Source organism: Pseudomonas sp. TE3786 (genome assembly GCF_054057335.1).
The window spans coordinates 1-16,913 of record NZ_JBSRZF010000005.1 but is presented as its reverse complement, the minus strand read 5'-3'; the positions used below and the strand labels follow the sequence as shown (position 1 = coordinate 16,913).

Genomic DNA, 16,913 nt, shown 5'->3' with positions numbered 1-16,913 from the left:
CTTTTAGGCCGGCAAAGGGCCGCATTATATCGGCCCGGGCACCGGGGTACAGTGCCTTTGTTCGATAGTTAGCGGCGATTTCAAGCAGTTTTTTGCCCCGACTCCCGAGCAAAGGCGGCGAACGCCTCGATCACCTGATCGATATCCGCCCGGCTGACATCCAGATGGGTGACCAGACGCAGGCGCGCCGAGGCCGAAATGGTGATGCCCCGCGCAGCCAGAAACACCTTCAACGCCGGTGCCCGATCGGCCATTTGAACGTAGACCATATTGGTCTGCACCGGCTCCACCTCGTAGCCCAGCTCCACCAGCCCGGCAGCCAGAGCGGCGGCATTGGCATGGTCATCGGCCAGACGCTCGACCTGATGCTCCAGCGCATACAAGCCCGCTGCTGCCAGAATGCCAGCCTGGCGCATGCCACCGCCGACCATCTTGCGCAGACGCCGAGCTTTGTCGATCAGCGCGTCCGAGCCCAGCAACACCGAGCCAATGGGCGCGCCCAGGCCTTTGGAAAGACATACCGAAACGGAATCGAAATATTGGGTAATTTCCCGCGCCTCAACGCCCAGTTTCACCGCCGCGTTATACAGCCGGGCACCGTCCAGGTGCAGTTGCAGGCGATGCTGCTGAGTGAACGTGCGTGCCGCGGCCAGATAACTGAGCGGCAGCACCTTGCTCTGCATGGTGTTTTCCAGGGCCAGCAGACGGGTGCGGGCAAAGTGGAAATCATCCGGCTTGATAGCGGCGGCCACCCGCGCCAGGTCCAGAGAGCCATCGGCTTCAACCTGCAGGGGCTGCGGCTGGATGGAGCCCAACACGGCCGCGCCGCCGCCTTCGTATTTATAGGTGTGGGCTTCCTGGCCGACGATATATTCGTCGCCACGTTCGCAGTGCGCCATCAGGCCGAGCAGATTGCTCATGGTGCCAGTGGGTACGAACAGGCCCTGGGCGAAGCCGAGCTTATCGGCCAGGTAATGCTGCAGACGGATCACGGTGGGGTCTTCGCCGTAGACATCGTCGCCTACCGGCGCATGCAACATGGCCTCGCGCATGCCGGGGGTGGGCTGGGTGACAGTGTCGCTACGCAAGTCGATAACGGGCATTACAGGTCTCCTTCACGGCGGACCCTCGACCCTAAAGCAGCCGCCCGGGAGCGACAAGAGGCTCTACGACTAATAGCTCGACTAAAGTGCGTCGGCGCTGGTGGGCACTACAAGAATGCCGGCGCGCAGGCCGTTTTTCACCTTGGGATTGGGGAAGATGATCCGCGCGCCCTGCTCTTCCACCACCCAGCGCGTGCCGGCGATATCTTCGGCCAGCAGGTAACCCACCGGCAGCTCGCTGAAATTCTCGATATCGGCCGGCAGATTGAGGTGGAAGGAGTCGCTGTGTTTGATGATCTCCCGCGCCACGGCAAACAGCTGCAGGCCGTCAAGGTTGTTGGCGTCCAGGGCTGGCTCCTTGTTCTCGATCAGGCAACGCAGGCGCGCTTCCAGCGCCGCGAGATTGATCCCGTCGTTCTGACCAAAGGCGCGCGCCTTGCCCAGCTCCAGGGTAAAAGCCTCAGCGTTCAGCTGCGCATAGGTGTAGGCACTGAAGGTGATCGACGCCTTGCTTTGCAGCAGCACTGCCGCTACCCCGGCCGCCTTCAGCCGCGCCAGTTCGGTAACCGAGTGCTTGCAGCCCTCGCGCCAGGGGTAGAGGGCGAACTGCTCGATTTTCGAGCCACGGATGGCGGTATGCAGGTCGTAATGCAGGCGCTGACGCGGCGTATCGGTCGGCACCTGGTTGAAAAAGGTCGCGCTCAGGCGCTCCAGCTCGCAGGCACGCAGAGCCTCGAAGCCGCTGCTCTGCTCGTGGCGGCCGTTGAACAGGCGGTTGATGTCCTGTTCGAGATAACGCTCGCCCTTGCGCATGGCTTCCGGGTTACCGAGCAGAAACAGAATCCGTGCGCGGGGTTTCAGCTCGCCGCGGGCGATGCCATGCAACAGCCGGTCGAGCAGCTCGATGGGCGCGGTTTCATTACCATGAATACCGGCCGACAGCAGCAGGTCCAGGCCGCTGTCCAGCCCCGCCGGCGGGGTGATTTCCAAGGCACCCTCGGCCAACCAGCGCAGGCGGGCACCCTCGGGGGTCAGTTGAATCTTGGCGGAGGGCTCATGGCCCACCAAGGTCAGTTCAAGCAACTTGCCGAGGGCTAGCATGGGCGATTCCTTTCGAGCACGGCGTGCTTAGTGGTTGCAGTCAGGACCGTGGACGTGACCGTCTTCGTCGTCATCCAACTGGCCAGCCGGCTCCATTTCCAGCTCCAGGCTCACCAGGTTGGTGGCCAGCGGGCGCAGCAGCAGGTTGGCGTATTCCTCGTCGCCCTCCTCCACGTCCACGCCGATGATCAGTTGGCCGCGGCCGTCTTGCTGAATCCACACTTCCTTGCCCTGCCAGATCACGGCAAAACGGGTGCAGGAAGTTTCCAGCTGGGTGCCGTCGGTATCTTCGAGGATCAGTTGCAGGCTATCGGACATGGTCAAAACACTCTTAATTAAGCTGGAAGGGGTACACAGAGCCTAGTTTAAGGATCTGGGTCAGCTCATCCAATGCCGAACGGCATTCGACGAGCAGCTGCGGATCGGCCAGATCACTCTCGGCCATGCGGTCGCGGTAGTGCTTGTCGACCCACACAGTAAGGGTGTCATACAGCGTCGGAGTCATGATCACGCCGCTGTTCACGGCGTCCAGCTCGTTTTCCTTCAAGGCCACTCGCAGGCGCAAACACGCTGGCCCACCGCCGTTTTGCATGCTCTGCTTAAGATCGAACACCTGCACTTCACGGATCGGTCCGTCTTCAGCGGTGAGCCGCGACAAGTACTGCCAGACGCGCTGATTGTTACGGCACTCTTCCGGCACGATCAGCAGCATGCCGCCATCGGCACGGGACAGCAGCTGGCTATTGAACAGGTAGGAATGCACGGCGTCCTCGACGCTCACCGCATCACGCGGCACGCACACCGCCTGCAAGCGACCGCCACGGCGACTGAGCTTGTCGTGCAACTCGGCCAGCACCTTATCGGTTTCGAGGAAGGCGTCCTGGTGATAGAACAGCACTTCACCGTTACCCACCGCAATCACATCGTTATGGAACACGCCCTGATCGATCACTGCCGGATTCTGCTGGGCATAGACCACCCCGGCATCGTCCAGACCATGCAGACGGGCCACCGCCTGGCTGGCTTCCAGGGTCTGCCGCGCCGGATAGCGCTGCGGGCCGGGGAAGCGGGCGTCGAAGGCGCTGCGACCGAAGACGAAAAATTCCACCCCGGCGTCGCCGTAACCTTTGCAAAAACGCGTGTGGTTGGCCGCGCCTTCATCGCCGAATTGGGCAACGGCAGGCAAGGCGGCGTGGTGGGCAAAGTGCCCCTGGTCGGCGAACATCGCGCCGAGAATGCGGCTGGTGGTCGGGTGTTCCAGGCTGCGGTGGTATTTGCAGTTGAGGTTGGCGGCAGTGAAATGCACCTTGCCGTCCCGGGTGTCCGCGCTGGGGCTGACGGTGCAGGCGTTGGCGGTCCACATGCTTGACGCCGAGCAACTGGCGACCAGCAGCGGCATCGCCTCTTTGGCGGCACGCTGGATCACTTCGCTGTCGCTGCCGGTAAAGCCGATGCGACGCAGCGCGGCGACGTCCGGGCGCTCTTGCGGAGCGAGCACGCCCTGCTTGAAGCCCATTTCCATCAGGGCTTTCATTTTCGCCAGGCCCTGCTTGGCGGCCTCTTTCGGGTTCGACACCTGCTGACTATTGCCCTGCGAGGCAACGTTGCCGTACGACAGGCCACCGTAGTTGTGGGTCGGGCCGACCAGGCCGTCGAAATTCACTTCATAGGCGTTGTTATTGTTGTTCGTCACAGACTGACTCCCGGTGTCAGGGTTGCAGGCAGGCTCAGGCTGGCGCTCTCCAGCGAAGCCACGGGGTAGGCGCAATAGTCAGCCGCGTAATAAGCACTGGCGCGGTGGTTGCCCGAAGCGCCCACTCCGCCGAACGGTGCCGAGCTGGCGGCGCCCGTCAGTTGCTTGTTCCAGTTGACGATGCCGGCGCGGCTTTCCAGCCAGAACTGCTGATAGCGCTCGGCCGAGTCCGACAGCAGGCCAGCGGCGAGGCCGTACTGGGTGTTGTTGGCCTCGGCAATCGCGGCGGCGAAATCGGCGTAACGGATCACCTGCAGCAACGGGCCGAAGAATTCTTCATCCGGGCGCTCGGCCACTGCCGTTACGTCAATAATCCCTGGGGTCAGCAACGCAGCGTTTTCCAGCGGCTGAGTCATCGCCAGCAAGGCCGTGGCACCCTTGTTAAGCAAGTGCTCCTGAGCCTTGAGCAAGTGCCGCGCGGCCTCCAGGGAAATCACCGAGCCCATGAAAGGTGCAGGCTGGGCATCGAAGGCCCCCACCTGAATGCTTGCCGCCACCGCCACCAGGCGCGCCAGCAGGGCATCGCCCCACTCGCCTTTGGGCACCAGCAGACGGCGCGCGCAGGTGCAGCGCTGGCCGGCCGAAATAAACGCCGACTGAATAATTGTGTACACCGCCGCGTCGAGGTCTTTGACCTGCTCCACCACCAGCGGGTTATTGCCGCCCATTTCCAGGGCCAGGATCTTGTCCGGACGCCCGGCAAACTGTTGATGCAGCAAGTTGCCGGTGCGGCTCGAACCGGTGAAGAACAGGCCGTCTATGCCGCCATGGGCCGCCAGGGCCACACCGGTATCGCGGGCACCTTGCACCAGGTTGAGCACGCCAGCCGGCAGGCCGGCTTCGATCCAGCACTGCACCGTCAGCTTGGCGACCTTGGGGGTCAGCTCGCTGGGTTTGAACACCACGGCATTGCCGGCCAGCAGCGCCGGCACGATATGGCCATTGGGCAGATGCCCCGGAAAGTTGTACGGGCCGAATACCGCCACCACCCCATGGGGCTTGTGACGCAGTACGGCGGTGGCGTCAGCCAACGGGCCGCTTTTCTCGCCGGTACGTTCGCGGTAACTCTGAATCGAGATGGCCACCTTGTTGACCATGCTCGTCACTTCGGTAACGGATTCCCACAACGGCTTGCCGGTCTCTTCACCGATGGTGCGCGCCAGCTCGTCGCTGCGGCTTTTCAGGGTGGCGGCAAAGCGCTCCAGCACGGCGATGCGCTCATCCAGCGAGCGCTTGGCCCAGGCCGGAAATGCCTGACGCGCAGCCTTTACGGCGGCATCCACTTGGCTTTCGGTAGCGGCCTTGCCGGTCCAGACCACCGCCTGGGTCACCGGGTTCAGCGACTCCAGGGCTTCACCGGCACCCGCCAACCAGGCACCTGCAATGTAATGACTGGTCATCGGCTCTGCTCCTTGTTTTCCACGGCCAGCGGCACGGCGCGCACCTGATCACCGGCTTTCAATTGCAGGCGCTTGGCGGTGGCCTGATCGACCACCAAAGTGCCGGCTGCCAAGCGTGCCGGCGCAGCGGTGATGCGGCAGTCTTCGCGCTTGCGGTTGTGCATCAGAAACGGCGTGGCGTCGTCGCCCGGGGTGCCGATGGCCAGTACCAGCGCCTGGCTGTCACGCACCGCGCGAATCTTGTTGGTTTCCGCTTCGATGGCCGGGCCGGCGTCGAAGATATCGACGTAACCCTGGTAGCTGAAACCCTCGGCCTTGAGCATATTCAACGCCGGCTCGGTGTCCGGGTGCACACGGCCGATAATGTCCCGCGCTTCTTCCGAGAGAAAGCAGGTGTACAGCGGAAACTTGGGCATCAGCTCGGCGATAAAGGCTTTGTTGCCCACGCCTGTCAGGTAGTCGGCGCGGGAGAATTCCATTTTGAAGAAGTGCCGGCCGAGGCTTTCCCAGAACGGCGAGCGCCCTGCTTCGTCGGACATGCCGCGCATTTCGGCGATGATCTTGCTGCCGAACAGTTGCGGGAATTCAGCGATAAACAGAAAACGCGCCTTGGACAGCAAGCGGCCATTCAGGCCGGTGCGATGGTCGGCGTTGAGAAACAGCGAGCACAGCTCGGAGTTACCGGTCAGGTCGTTGGCCAGGAACAGGGTTGGGATCTCGCGGTAGATATCCAGTTCCTGCGAAGCGCTCACCGTGAGGCCGACGCGGTAGTTGTACCAAGGCTCACGCAAGCCGACGGCACCGGCAACAGCGGAAATTCCCACCACCTCGCCGTTGTCGTCTTCGAGCACAAACAGGTAGTCGGCATCGGCGCGGGTGGCTTCGCCGCGAAAGGCTTTTTCCGCCCAACCGACGCGGTGGGCCAGGCGTTCTTCATTGGCGGGCAAGGTGGTCAAGCCGGCACCGGTACTGCGGGCCAGGTTGATCAGGGCAGGCAAATCGGCACTGCGCACGGGACGAACGATCATGGCTATTCCTCTTAAACCGCAACCAGGCGCACGCTGGCGCCCTCACCGACGCCCAAGGCCTCAGCAACATCAGCACTCAGGTTCACCGGCTTGCCCGGCACCCAATCCAGCTCGACCACCACCGCACGGAAATCCTGCAGTTGACCGTTGGCCACCAGATACAAGCGGCCCTTGCCCGGCTCACCGACCCGCGCTGGCACCACCCGGCTCTGGGCGATCGAGCGAATGCCCGAGGTGCGCGCATGCAGGGTCGGGCCACCGTCGAAAATGTCGATGTAGTGGTCGGTTTCAAAACCTTCGCGCATCAGAATGTCGAAGGTGATTTGCGCCCGCGGGTGGACCTGGCCCATGGCTTCCTGGGCAGCGTCCGGCAGCAACGGCACATAGATCGGGTAATGGGGCATCAGCTCGGCGAGGAAGGTCCGACTTTTCAGCCCGCACAGGCGCTCGGCCTCGGCGTAGTTGAGGTCGAAGAAATTACGCCCCACGGCATCCCAGAACGGCGAATCGCCCTGCTCGTCGCTGTGGCCGACGATCTCCACCACTACCGCATCGGCGAAACGCTCCGGATGGCTGGCGACAAACAGCAAGCGGCCACGGGAATTCAGCTCGGCCCATGGCGAGTCCACCAGCGGTTTTTCCACATAGAAACTGGTCAGCAGGCTGTTGCCGGTAAGGTCGTGGCACAGCGACAACACATGGATCTTGTTGTGGATCGACAGCGAGCGCGAGGCATGCACGAAGGTTTCGTTACGGAAGCTATAGAACGGCTCGGAGTAACCGGCCGAGGCCACCACCCCGGAGCAACCGACCAGGCGGCCGGTGTCGGTGTCTTCCAGCACGAAGAAATAGCTCTCTTCACCGTTGAAGCTGACTTCGGCGGCAAACGAGGCTTCCGACGCGGCGATCTTGTCGCCCAGCCGGCCCGCATCGTCCGGCAGCGAAGTAACACCAACCGGGCTGTCCGCAGCCAGACGTTGCACGTCAGCCAAGTCAGCCATTTGCGCAGGGCGCATCACCAGCATGGTGTTACTCCTTAAATTCTCTTTTGAAATGAAAAGCGGCAACGCCAGAGACTCGGTCCATGTGGGAGGGGCTTTAGCCGCGAGCTTTTAAAATCAAAAGCTCGCGGCTAAAGCCCCTCCCACAACGACGGAAGAGGCTTCAGCGTCCGCGTACAGCCGTCAGGCTTGGGTCAGCTTGGCCACGGCGCGCTCGAAGCGGTCGAGGCCTTCGTCGATGTCGGCATCCGGAATCACCAGGCTTGGGGCGAAACGCACCACGTCCGGACCGGCTTGCAGCACCATTACGCATTCTTTTTCGGCGGCGTTGAGCACGTCTTTGGCTTTACCTTTCCAGGCATCGCTCAGCGCCGCACCGATCAACAGGCCGAGGCCACGCACTTCGGTGAAGATGCCGTACTTGGCAGCAATCGCCTCCAGGCGGGCTTTGAAGCGTTCGTGCTTGGCTTTTACGCCATTGAGCACTTGCGGGGTGTTGATCACATCCAGCACCGCACCGGCCACCGCACAGGCCAGCGGGTTGCCGCCGTAGGTGGTGCCGTGCACGCCAACCGACAGGTGCGAAGCGATTTTGCTGGTGGTGAGCATGGCGCCAATCGGGAAACCGCCACCCAGGCTTTTCGCGCTGGAGAGGATGTCCGGCGTCACGCCGTAATTCATATAGGCGAACAGCTCGCCGCTGCGGCCCATGCCGCTCTGCACTTCGTCGAACACCAGCAGCGCGTTGTGCGCGTCGCACAGCTCACGCACGCCCTGCAGGTAGGCTTTGTCGGCCGGCAGAATGCCGCCCTCGCCTTGAATCGGCTCGAGCACCACGGCGCAGGTCTTGTCCGAAATGGCGGCTTTCATCGCCTCCAGGTCGTTGAAGGGAACGTGGGTCACGCCCTCGATCTTCGGCCCGAAGCCATCGGAATACTTCGGCTGACCGCCGACGGTCACGGTGAACAGGGTGCGGCCGTGGAAACTGTTGGTAGCGGCGATGATTTCGAATTTTTCCGCGCCATACACATCGCTGGCATAACGACGGGCCAGCTTGAACGCGGCTTCGTTGGCTTCGGCACCGGAGTTGGCGAGGAATACGCGCTCGGCGAAGGTGGCGTCCACCAGCTTGTGCGCCAGGCGCAGGGCCGGCTCGTTGGTGAACACGTTGGAGACGTGCCAGATCTTGTTGGCTTGCTCGGTGAGTGCTTTAACCAGCGCCGGGTGGGCATGGCCCAGGGAGTTCACCGCGATGCCGCCCGCAAAGTCGATCAGCTCTCGGCCGCTCTGATCCCAGACTCGGGAACCCTCGCCGCGCACCGGAATAAAGGCTGCCGGGGCGTAGTTGGGAACCATCACCTGATCGAAATCGGCGCGCTGTACCTGCACTTGCTCAACGGACATCGAAGCTCTCCTGACAAGGACCGCCGACCCCAGAGGCCGGCGCTGGAATGAATTGTAGGGACTGATTTGGGGAGGGCATTGTCGGCATGCGACAACTTGTTATAGCGCCAACCCGGTATTTTTCGCGGCTTTCATAAAGGCGACAGAACCTGTCGCGAAGGCGCAGTTTAAACAGTGTTGGGGGTTTGACCAACGATCGGCTGCGCGTCGGCGCTACTGCGTTAAAAACGTTTTTTGAATGCTCATGGGCTACAGCCCACTGCGCTTAAAAAAACATTTTTGCCTTGTATCGCTCTAGCTCGCTCGGTCTCGCGCTATAGCGCCTGGAAAATTTGCAGATCAAAAGCATCGCGGCTAAAGCCCCTCCCACAAAAGACCTCGATCTATGTGGGAGGGGCTTTAGCCGCAAGCTTTTGATTTTTTAGCGAATCAACCGCGCTCGGAGGGAATCGAGCTCAACTCGAACGGGCTGCTACTGCGCCGCTGGTTGCGGTCTTCGCGCGGGGTGGCGCCGAAGAAGTTGCGGTAGGCGCTGGAGAAGTGCGGGCCGGAGGAGAAGCCGCAGGACAGGCCGATCTGGATGATCGATTTGCTGGTTTGCATCAGCAACTGGCGGGCTTTGTTCAGGCGCAGCTCCAGGTAGTACTGGCTGGGAACGCGGTTGAGGTATTGCTTGAAGATCCGCTCCAGCTGCCGACGCGACACACAAACGTGCTGGGCGATTTCATCGGTGGTCAGCGGCTCTTCGATATTGGCTTCCATCAGCAGCACGGCCTGGGTCAGCTTGGGGTGGCTGGAACCCAGACGGTTCTGCAATGGAATGCGCTGGCGCTCGCCGCCTTCGCGGATGCGCTCGACCACCAATTCTTCCGACACCGCACCGGCCAGCTCAGCGCCGTGGTCACGGGCCAGCACCGCCAGCAGCAGGTCCAATACCGCCAGACCACCACAGGCGGAGAGACGATCACGGTCCCAGTCGAACAGATGGCTGGTGGCGATCACTTTCGGGAAGCGTTCGGTGAAGTCGTCCTGCCAGCGCCAGTGCACGGCGGCGCGATAGCCGTCGAGCAGCCCCAGCTGCGCCAGCGGATAGACACCGGCCGACAAACCACCAATCACACAACCGGCACGCACCAGCTGCTTGAGGGCGCTGGACAGCGCCGGAGCCAGATGGCCGGGCGGCTCATCGGCGAGCAAAAACAGTTTCTGACAACCCTCGAGCTTGCCTGCCCATGGCTCGCCGGGCAGACGCCAAGCACCCTCCGCTGCCGGCTCGGCCTGGAGAAACAGCAGCTCGTACGCCACATCCGGGTGCACCCGCTGGGCGACACGCAAGGCCTCTTCGGCCAGAGCCAGAGTCATGGCCTTGGTGTTGGGCCAGAGGAGAAAACCGATTCGGTGGGCAGTCATGGCTGGCAGTCTAGGCTCTGTTGGCATGCTTTTACATGCCAGGTGGTGGTGCGATGCGGTCTTGGATAAATCGCCGCGCTAAAGCTTACTTCAAGCTGCCGGAAAGAAACTGCTTCAAACGGTCGGACTGCGGGTTGACCAGCACTTCCTTGGGGCAACCGCGCTCTTCCACCACGCCCTTGTGCAGGAACACCAACTGGTTGGACACCTCGCGGGCAAAACCCATCTCGTGGGTGACCACCACCATGGTGCGGCCTTCTTGCGCCAGATCCTGCATCACCTTCAGCACTTCACCGACCAGTTCCGGGTCCAGCGCCGAGGTGGGTTCGTCGAACAGCATCACTTCCGGCTCCATCGCCAGGGCACGGGCTATCGCCACGCGCTGCTGCTCACCGCCGGACATATGCGCCGGGTAGGCATCCTTGCGATGCGCCACGCCGACCTTGGCCAGGTAGTGCTCGGCCTTCTCGATGGCTTCTTTCTTCGGCACACCGAGCACATGCACCGGCGCTTCGATAATGTTTTCCAGGGCGGTCATATGCGCCCACAGATTGAAATGCTGGAACACCATCGACAGGCGCGAGCGCATGCGCTGCAGCTGCTTGGGGTCGGCAGCCTTCAGCGCGCCGTCCTTGTTGGCGACCAGCTTCAGCTCTTCACCGTTAAGCAGAATCTTGCCGGCGTGGGGCTGCTCGAGCAGGTTGATGCAGCGCAGAAAGGTACTTTTGCCCGAACCACTGGAGCCGATGATGCTGATCACATCGCCAGCCTTGGCCGCCAGCGACACGCCCTTGAGCACTTCATGGCTGCCGTAGCGTTTATGCAGGTCTTGGACTTCGAGTTTGTACATGGTTCAGGTTCTCGACAGGCAATGGATCAGCCGTGGCTGGCGTTGCTAAAACGGAAATTTCTCAGGCCTTGCGTGGTGCCAGATAGGCCAGCCAGCGGCGCTCGGCCAGCTTGAACAGGCGCACCAGCACAAAGGTCAGGCACAGGTAAATGGCACCGGCAGTGATATAGGCCTCGAAGGCCAGATAGAACTGCGAGTTGATGGTTTTCGCCGCACCGGTAATGTCCACCAGGGTGACGATGGAGGCCAGGCTGGTGGTGTGCAGCATCATGATCACTTCGTTGCTGTACTGCGGCAGCGCCCGACGCAGGGCCGATGGCAGCAGGATGCGGCGGTACAGCTTGGCCCGCGACATGCCCATGGCCTTGGCCGCCTCGATCTCGCCATAGGGAATCGACTTCAGGCTGCCAGCGAGGATTTCCGCGCTGTAGGCACTGGTGTTAATGGCAAACGCCAGGCAGGCACAGAAGGTGGCGTTGGACAGGTAGGGCCACAGCACGCTTTCACGCACCACTTCGAACTGGGCCAGACCGTAATAGATCAGGAACAGCTGCACCAGCATCGGCGTACCGCGGATCACATAGGTGTACAACCAGGCCGTGGCATTCACCAGGGGCTGCTTGGACACCCGCATCAAACCCAGCGGAATGGCAGCCGCCAGACCAACCGTCAGCGAAATCAGCAGCAGCTTGAGGGTGATCAGGATGCCACCCAGGTACAGGTGGATGTTTTCCCAGATGGGCGCGAAATCGAAAATCATAATTCAGCCACCTTCAAGCCCACCGAATAGCGTTTTTCCAACGCCCGCAACAGCAGCAGCGAGACGCTGGTGATCGCCAGATACAACGCCGCCACCACCAGGTAGAAGGTGAACGGCTGGTGAGTGGCATCCGCGGCGTTTTTGGCTTTGAACATCATGTCCTGCAGGCTCACCGTGGACACCAGCGCAGTGGCCTTGACCAGTACCAGCCAGTTATTGGTGAAGCCGGGGATAGCGAAGCGGATCATCTGCGGCACCAGCACGCGAAAGAACACCTGGGCACCGCTCATGCCATAGGCCGCGCCCGCCTCACTCTGCCCCTTGGGGATAGCCATAAAGGCACCGCGAAAGGTTTCCGACAGGTAGGCCCCAAAGATAAAGCCCATGGTGAATACGCCGGTAACGAACGGATCGAGGTCGATGTAATCCTCAAACCCCAACAGCGGTGCCACGCGGTTCACCACATCCTGACCGCCGTAGAAAATCAGCAGGATCAGCACCAGATCGGGAATACCGCGGATCACCGTGGCATAGGTCTCACCCAACAGTGCCAACCACTTGATCGGCGACAAGCGAAACGCAGCGCCAATCAGACCGAGCACAATCGCCAGGGCCATCGAGGTCAGCGCCAGGGAAATGGTCAGCCATGCGCCATCGAGAATGGTCGAGCCGTAGCCGTTGAGCATAAGAAAAGCCCGCTAGGTGAGAAGTGCTGTGCTGCTCCCGCAGGAGCGGCTTTAGCCGCGATGCTCTTGAGCGTCAAACGCATCGCGGCTGAAGCCGCTCCTACGGAAATCTGCGACCCAAATAAAAAGTGGCACATCCCGGGTTATCGAGCCTGTGCCACTTTCGGTGCTGCCGCGTTACTTGCCGTAAACGTCGAAGGCGAAGTATTTGTCCTGCACTTGTTTGTATTTACCGTTGGCGCGGATGGCCAGAATGGCAGCGCTGATCTTGTCAGCCAGGGCCTTGTCACCCTTGCGTACGGCGATGCCTTGGCCTTCGCCGAAGTATTTCTCTTCGGTGAAATCCGGACCTGCGAAGGCAAAGCCTTTGCCAGCGTCGGTTTTCAGGAAGCCGTCATCGATATTCACCGAGTCAGCCAGGGTAGCGTCCAGACGGCCGGAGGCCAGATCCAGGAACACTTCGTTCTGCGAGCTGTAACGCACGATCTCGGCACCGGCCGGGGCGAAGACTTCGGTGGCGTAACGGTCGTACACGGAGGAGCGCTGCACGCCGACCTTCTTGCCTTTGAGATCGGCCAGCGGATCGTTGATGGTGGTACCGGCCTTCATCGCCAGCTTGGCCGGGGTGGAGTAGTACTTGCCGGTGAAGTCGACCGACTTCTTGCGGTCGTCAGTGATCGACATGGACGACAGAATGGCGTCGAACTTGCGCACTTTCAGCGCAGGAATCAGGCCGTCGAACTCTTGTTCGATCCACTTGCACTCGACCTTCATCTCTTCGCACAGGGCCATGCCGATGTCGTAGTCGAAGCCGGTGATCTTGTCGTCGGGAGTCTTGAAGGCGAAGGGCGGGTAAGCCGCTTCAATACCGATACGCAGGGGCTTGGCATCATCGGCCATGGCCAGGGACGACAGCAGGGACACCGCCAGGGCGCCGAGAAGGGCGAGCTTCTTCATCGTGGACTCCTTCGAATAGGTCGAGCGCTGGTTGGCAGGCTGACCGTGAAATTATAGGAAGAGTCGCCATCTTTGCCGGGTGGTAACCCGAAGGGACGAAGCTCATCGGCCATCGCGCGAGTAGTGGCGTCTGGGTGGCGGCATTCTAACGACAGCCCCAAAGCCGATATTTCTTCAATGCGACAACTAATTACAAAAGGGCTTGGCAGGGGATTCAGACTATTGACAGGCACCAGCAAAACAGGCAGCGCACAGAATGGAATTAAACGGGAAACTACAGCAGGTTTCGTGCCCGTTTTTCAGCAGGCCCTGCCGTTGCTGGATTTATGCCGGGAATGGATTTTTATCCGGGCGAAAAAATGCCCACAAAGCGGGCAGGCTGTTTCCGATTGCCCCGTTGTGAATCGTGAGTGCTACCGGCTCGATCAAAGACGGATAAAAATTGGCCCATTCAACCGATCACCCCGGCTCCGGCGAATCGCGGTCTCTGTAGGAAAGGGGATTTCTGTGGGAGGGGCTTTGGCCGCGAGCTTTAAAAGATCAAAAGCTCGCGGCCAAAGCCCCTCCCACAAAAAGCAAAGGCAAAAACAACAACGCCCGCAGTTACGCGGGCGTTTTGGTTGGGACGGTGAAATCAAGCCACCGCTTGCTGCATCGCCTTATGGGTATCAATCAAATGCTGCACCACACCCGGATCGGCCAGGGTGGAGATATCGCCCAGGCTGTCGTACTCGGCCGTGGCGATTTTGCGCAGGATGCGGCGCATGATCTTGCCCGAGCGGGTTTTCGGCAGGCCCGGGGCCCACTGGATCACGTCCGGCGCGGCAATCGGGCCGATCTCTTTACGCACCCATTGCTTGAGCTCCTGACGCAGCGCTTCGCTCGGCTCTTCGCCGTTGTTCAGCGTCACGTACACATAGATGCCCTGCCCTTTGATGTCGTGGGGCATGCCGACCACAGCCGCCTCGGCCACTTTCGGGTGGGCGACCATGGCGCTTTCGATTTCCGCGGTGCCCATACGGTGGCCGGACACGTTGAGCACGTCGTCGACGCGGCCGGTGATCCAGTAGTAGCCGTCCTCATCGCGACGGGCACCGTCGCCGGTGAAGTACATGCCGCGGAAGGTCTTGAAGTAGGTGTCGACGAAGCGGTCGTGGTCGCCGTACAGGGTGCGGGCCTGGCCTGGCCAGGAATCGAGGATCACCAGATTGCCCTCGGCCGCGCCCTCGATCAGATTGCCGAGGTTATCCACCAAAGCCGGCACCACGCCGAAGAACGGACGGGTCGCCGAGCCCGGCTTCAGGGCCGTGGCACCCGGCAACGGGCTGATCAGTACGCCACCGGTTTCGGTCTGCCACCAGGTATCGACAATCGGGCAGCGCGACTGGCCAACGGTTTCGTAGTACCAGTTCCAGGCTTCCGGGTTGATCGGCTCACCCACCGAGCCGAGCAGACGCAGGCTGGAGCCGTCGGCACCTTCGATGGCAGCCTTGCCCTGAGCCATCATGGCGCGGATGGCAGTAGGTGCGGTGTAGAGGATATTGACCTTGTGCTTGTCGATGATCTTCGACACGCGGGTGATATCCGGGTAGTTCGGGATGCCTTCGAACAGCAAGGTGGTGGCACCGTTGGCCAGCGGGCCGTAGACGATATAGCTGTGGCCGGTCACCCAACCCACGTCGGCGGTGCACCAGTAAACCTCGCCGGGTTTGTAATCAAACACCCGCTCGTGGGTCAGCGCGGCATACAGCAGGTAGCCGGCGGTGGTGTGCTGAACGCCCTTGGGTTTACCGGTGGAACCGGAGGTGTAGAGGATAAACAGCGCTTCTTCGGCACCCATCTCTTTCGGCGCGCAGACACTGCCGGCGACCTTCATCAGGTCTTCGTACCAGATGTCGCGGTGCTGGTTCCATTTGATCGGCGAGCCGGTGCGCTTGCACACGATCACCTTCTGAATCGAGCTGGTTTCCGGGTTGGTCAGGGCGTCATCGACGTTGGCCTTCAGCGGGGTCTTCTTGCCACCACGCAGGCCTTCATCGGCAGTGATCACCACCTTGGAGCGGCAGTCGATAATGCGTCCGGCCAGGGCCTCTGGCGAGAAACCGCCGAACACCACCGAGTGAATGGCACCGATACGGGTACAGGCCAACATCGCCACCACCGCCTCGGGGATCATCGGCATATAGATAGTCACCACGTCGCCACGGTGAACGTCCTGGCCACGCAGGGCGTTGGCGAATTTGCAGACTTCTTCGTGCAACTGGCGATAGGTGATTTCGCGGTGATCGGCAGGATCGTCACCTTCCCAGATGATCGCGATCTGCTCGCCGCGCTCAGCCAGGTGGCGGTCCAGGCAGTTGGCCGAGACGTTGAGGGTGCCGTCGGCAAACCATTTGATATCCACATGGTGGTCATCGAACGAGGTCTGCTTCACCGCCGTGAACGGCTTGATCCAGTCCAGGCGCTTGGCCTGCTCACGCCAGAAGCCATCCGGGTTGATCACCGACTGCTGGTACATGGACTTGTAAGTGGCCTCGTCGGTCAGGGTGGTGGCCGCAACCTCGGGACGTACGGGATACAGTGACGCAGCACTCATCGGGGATACCTCGGGGGAATCGTTGTTTTTGTATGGTGTCTTTTGTAGCCCTCCCCTCCCCGGCGGACCATTCGACCATGGTCTTACCGGACCCAGACCATGGTCGCAGAAGGCTTTCAGGAGATTCTAGGCAAAAAAAAGGCGACCGTCGGGCCGCCCAGTCGAATAGCTCCGGGGAAGGAGCGTTCGCAATACCTTGCCTGTGATCACGCAGAACGCAGGACGGGGGTATTCAACCCCTTGCGCTACTCGCAAGCCATTGCACCTAAGTCGTACACCTGGAATGAGACTCCGCGTCAGCTTGGAAACTGCGTACGTCGGTAGATCCTGGATCCCAGCCTGCGCTGGGATGACGGAGGTTTTTGCCAACACCACCGTCGTCCCAGCGCAGGCTGGGACCCAGAATATTAGGCTGGACGTAGCGGGGCAGGTTTCCGCTCAATCCCTCCCCAACCCATATTGCCGAAGCTTGTTGGCAATCGTGGTATGCGAAACCCCCAGGCGCTTGCCCAGCTGTCGACTGCTGGAATGCTCGTTATATAAACGCTCCAGCACCGCCTTCTCGTACCCCGACAATATCTCGGTAGATCCTGGATCCCAGCCTGCGCTGGGATGACGGAGGTTTTTGCCAACACCACCGTCGTCCCAGCGCAGGCTGGGACCCAGAATATTGGGCTGGACGTAGCGCGCTCACCCCTTCCCCAACCCATATTGCCGAAGCTTGTTGGCAATCGTGGTATGCGAAACCCCCAGGCGCTTGCCCAGCTGCCGACTGCTGGAATGCTCGTTATATAAACGCTCCAGCACCGCCTTCTCGTACCCCGACAATATCTCGGTAGATCCTGGATCCCAGCCTGCGCTGGG

Annotated in this window: 15 protein-coding genes and 1 pseudogene; all 16 read right to left on the bottom strand. The window is 61.2% G+C overall.

The window, feature by feature from the left end:
- Positions 1 to 80 precede the first annotated feature (80 nt).
- Positions 81 to 1,103, bottom strand: a complete 1,023-nt coding sequence (gene ltaE, locus ACVW0Y_RS07525; protein WP_457437204.1) for a low-specificity L-threonine aldolase — start codon at positions 1,101 to 1,103, stop codon at positions 81 to 83.
- A gap of 81 nt (positions 1,104 to 1,184) precedes the next feature.
- Positions 1,185 to 2,204: a succinylglutamate desuccinylase gene (astE, locus tag ACVW0Y_RS07520; RefSeq protein WP_457437202.1), complete on the bottom strand. Its 1,020-nt coding sequence runs from the start codon at positions 2,202 to 2,204 to the stop codon at positions 1,185 to 1,187.
- A gap of 27 nt (positions 2,205 to 2,231) precedes the next feature.
- Entirely contained in the window at positions 2,232 to 2,522 is a 291-nt protein-coding gene (locus ACVW0Y_RS07515) for a topoisomerase II (protein WP_457437199.1), read from the bottom strand.
- A gap of 13 nt (positions 2,523 to 2,535) precedes the next feature.
- A complete protein-coding gene (gene astB, locus ACVW0Y_RS07510; RefSeq protein WP_457437197.1) occupies positions 2,536 to 3,897 on the bottom strand; it encodes an N-succinylarginine dihydrolase in 1,362 nt (453 codons plus the stop codon).
- Positions 3,894 to 5,357 (bottom strand): succinylglutamate-semialdehyde dehydrogenase, encoded by a 1,464-nt coding sequence (gene astD, locus ACVW0Y_RS07505; protein WP_457437195.1) that lies wholly within the window; start codon positions 5,355 to 5,357, stop codon positions 3,894 to 3,896. The genes astB and astD overlap by 4 nt, the downstream gene beginning before the upstream one ends.
- Complete coding sequence (gene astA / locus ACVW0Y_RS07500; RefSeq protein WP_457437193.1) at positions 5,354 to 6,385, bottom strand: arginine N-succinyltransferase; 1,032 nt, start codon at positions 6,383 to 6,385, stop codon at positions 5,354 to 5,356. Before astA ends, astD begins: the two co-directional genes overlap by 4 nt.
- Positions 6,386 to 6,396: 11 nt before the next feature.
- A complete protein-coding gene (aruF, locus tag ACVW0Y_RS07495; RefSeq protein ID WP_108097160.1) occupies positions 6,397 to 7,410 on the bottom strand; it encodes an arginine/ornithine succinyltransferase subunit alpha in 1,014 nt (337 codons plus the stop codon).
- Between the two features lie 159 nt (positions 7,411 to 7,569).
- On the bottom strand, positions 7,570 to 8,790 hold the full coding sequence (locus ACVW0Y_RS07490; protein WP_457437191.1) for an aspartate aminotransferase family protein: 1,221 nt from the start codon (positions 8,788 to 8,790) through the stop codon (positions 7,570 to 7,572).
- A 429-nt stretch (positions 8,791 to 9,219) separates the two neighbouring features.
- A complete protein-coding gene (gene argR, locus ACVW0Y_RS07485) occupies positions 9,220 to 10,200 on the bottom strand; it encodes a transcriptional regulator ArgR (protein ID WP_457437189.1) in 981 nt (326 codons plus the stop codon).
- A gap of 85 nt (positions 10,201 to 10,285) precedes the next feature.
- Positions 10,286 to 11,050 carry an arginine/ornithine transport ATP-binding protein AotP gene (gene aotP / locus ACVW0Y_RS07480; protein ID WP_457437187.1) on the bottom strand — a complete coding sequence of 255 codons (765 nt, stop codon included), beginning with the start codon at positions 11,048 to 11,050 and terminating at the stop codon, positions 10,286 to 10,288.
- Between the two features lie 61 nt (positions 11,051 to 11,111).
- On the bottom strand, positions 11,112 to 11,810 hold the full coding sequence (locus tag ACVW0Y_RS07475; RefSeq protein WP_457437185.1) for an ABC transporter permease: 699 nt from the start codon (positions 11,808 to 11,810) through the stop codon (positions 11,112 to 11,114).
- Positions 11,807 to 12,496: an ABC transporter permease gene (locus tag ACVW0Y_RS07470; RefSeq protein ID WP_457437183.1), complete on the bottom strand. Its 690-nt coding sequence runs from the start codon at positions 12,494 to 12,496 to the stop codon at positions 11,807 to 11,809. The genes ACVW0Y_RS07475 and ACVW0Y_RS07470 overlap by 4 nt, the downstream gene beginning before the upstream one ends.
- Before the next feature lie 177 nt (positions 12,497 to 12,673).
- On the bottom strand, positions 12,674 to 13,453 hold the full coding sequence (locus tag ACVW0Y_RS07465) for an ABC transporter substrate-binding protein (protein ID WP_457437181.1): 780 nt from the start codon (positions 13,451 to 13,453) through the stop codon (positions 12,674 to 12,676).
- Positions 13,454 to 14,087: 634 nt separating this feature from the next.
- A complete protein-coding gene (gene acs, locus ACVW0Y_RS07460) occupies positions 14,088 to 16,049 on the bottom strand; it encodes an acetate--CoA ligase (RefSeq protein WP_457437179.1) in 1,962 nt (653 codons plus the stop codon).
- 438 nt (positions 16,050 to 16,487) lie between these two features.
- A pseudogene (locus ACVW0Y_RS07455) lies at positions 16,488 to 16,628 on the bottom strand (TyrR/PhhR family helix-turn-helix DNA-binding protein); the annotation flags it as partial.
- A 111-nt stretch (positions 16,629 to 16,739) separates the two neighbouring features.
- A partial coding sequence (locus tag ACVW0Y_RS07450; RefSeq protein WP_457437581.1) for a TyrR/PhhR family helix-turn-helix DNA-binding protein occupies positions 16,740 to 16,913 on the bottom strand: 174 nt, incomplete at its 5' end.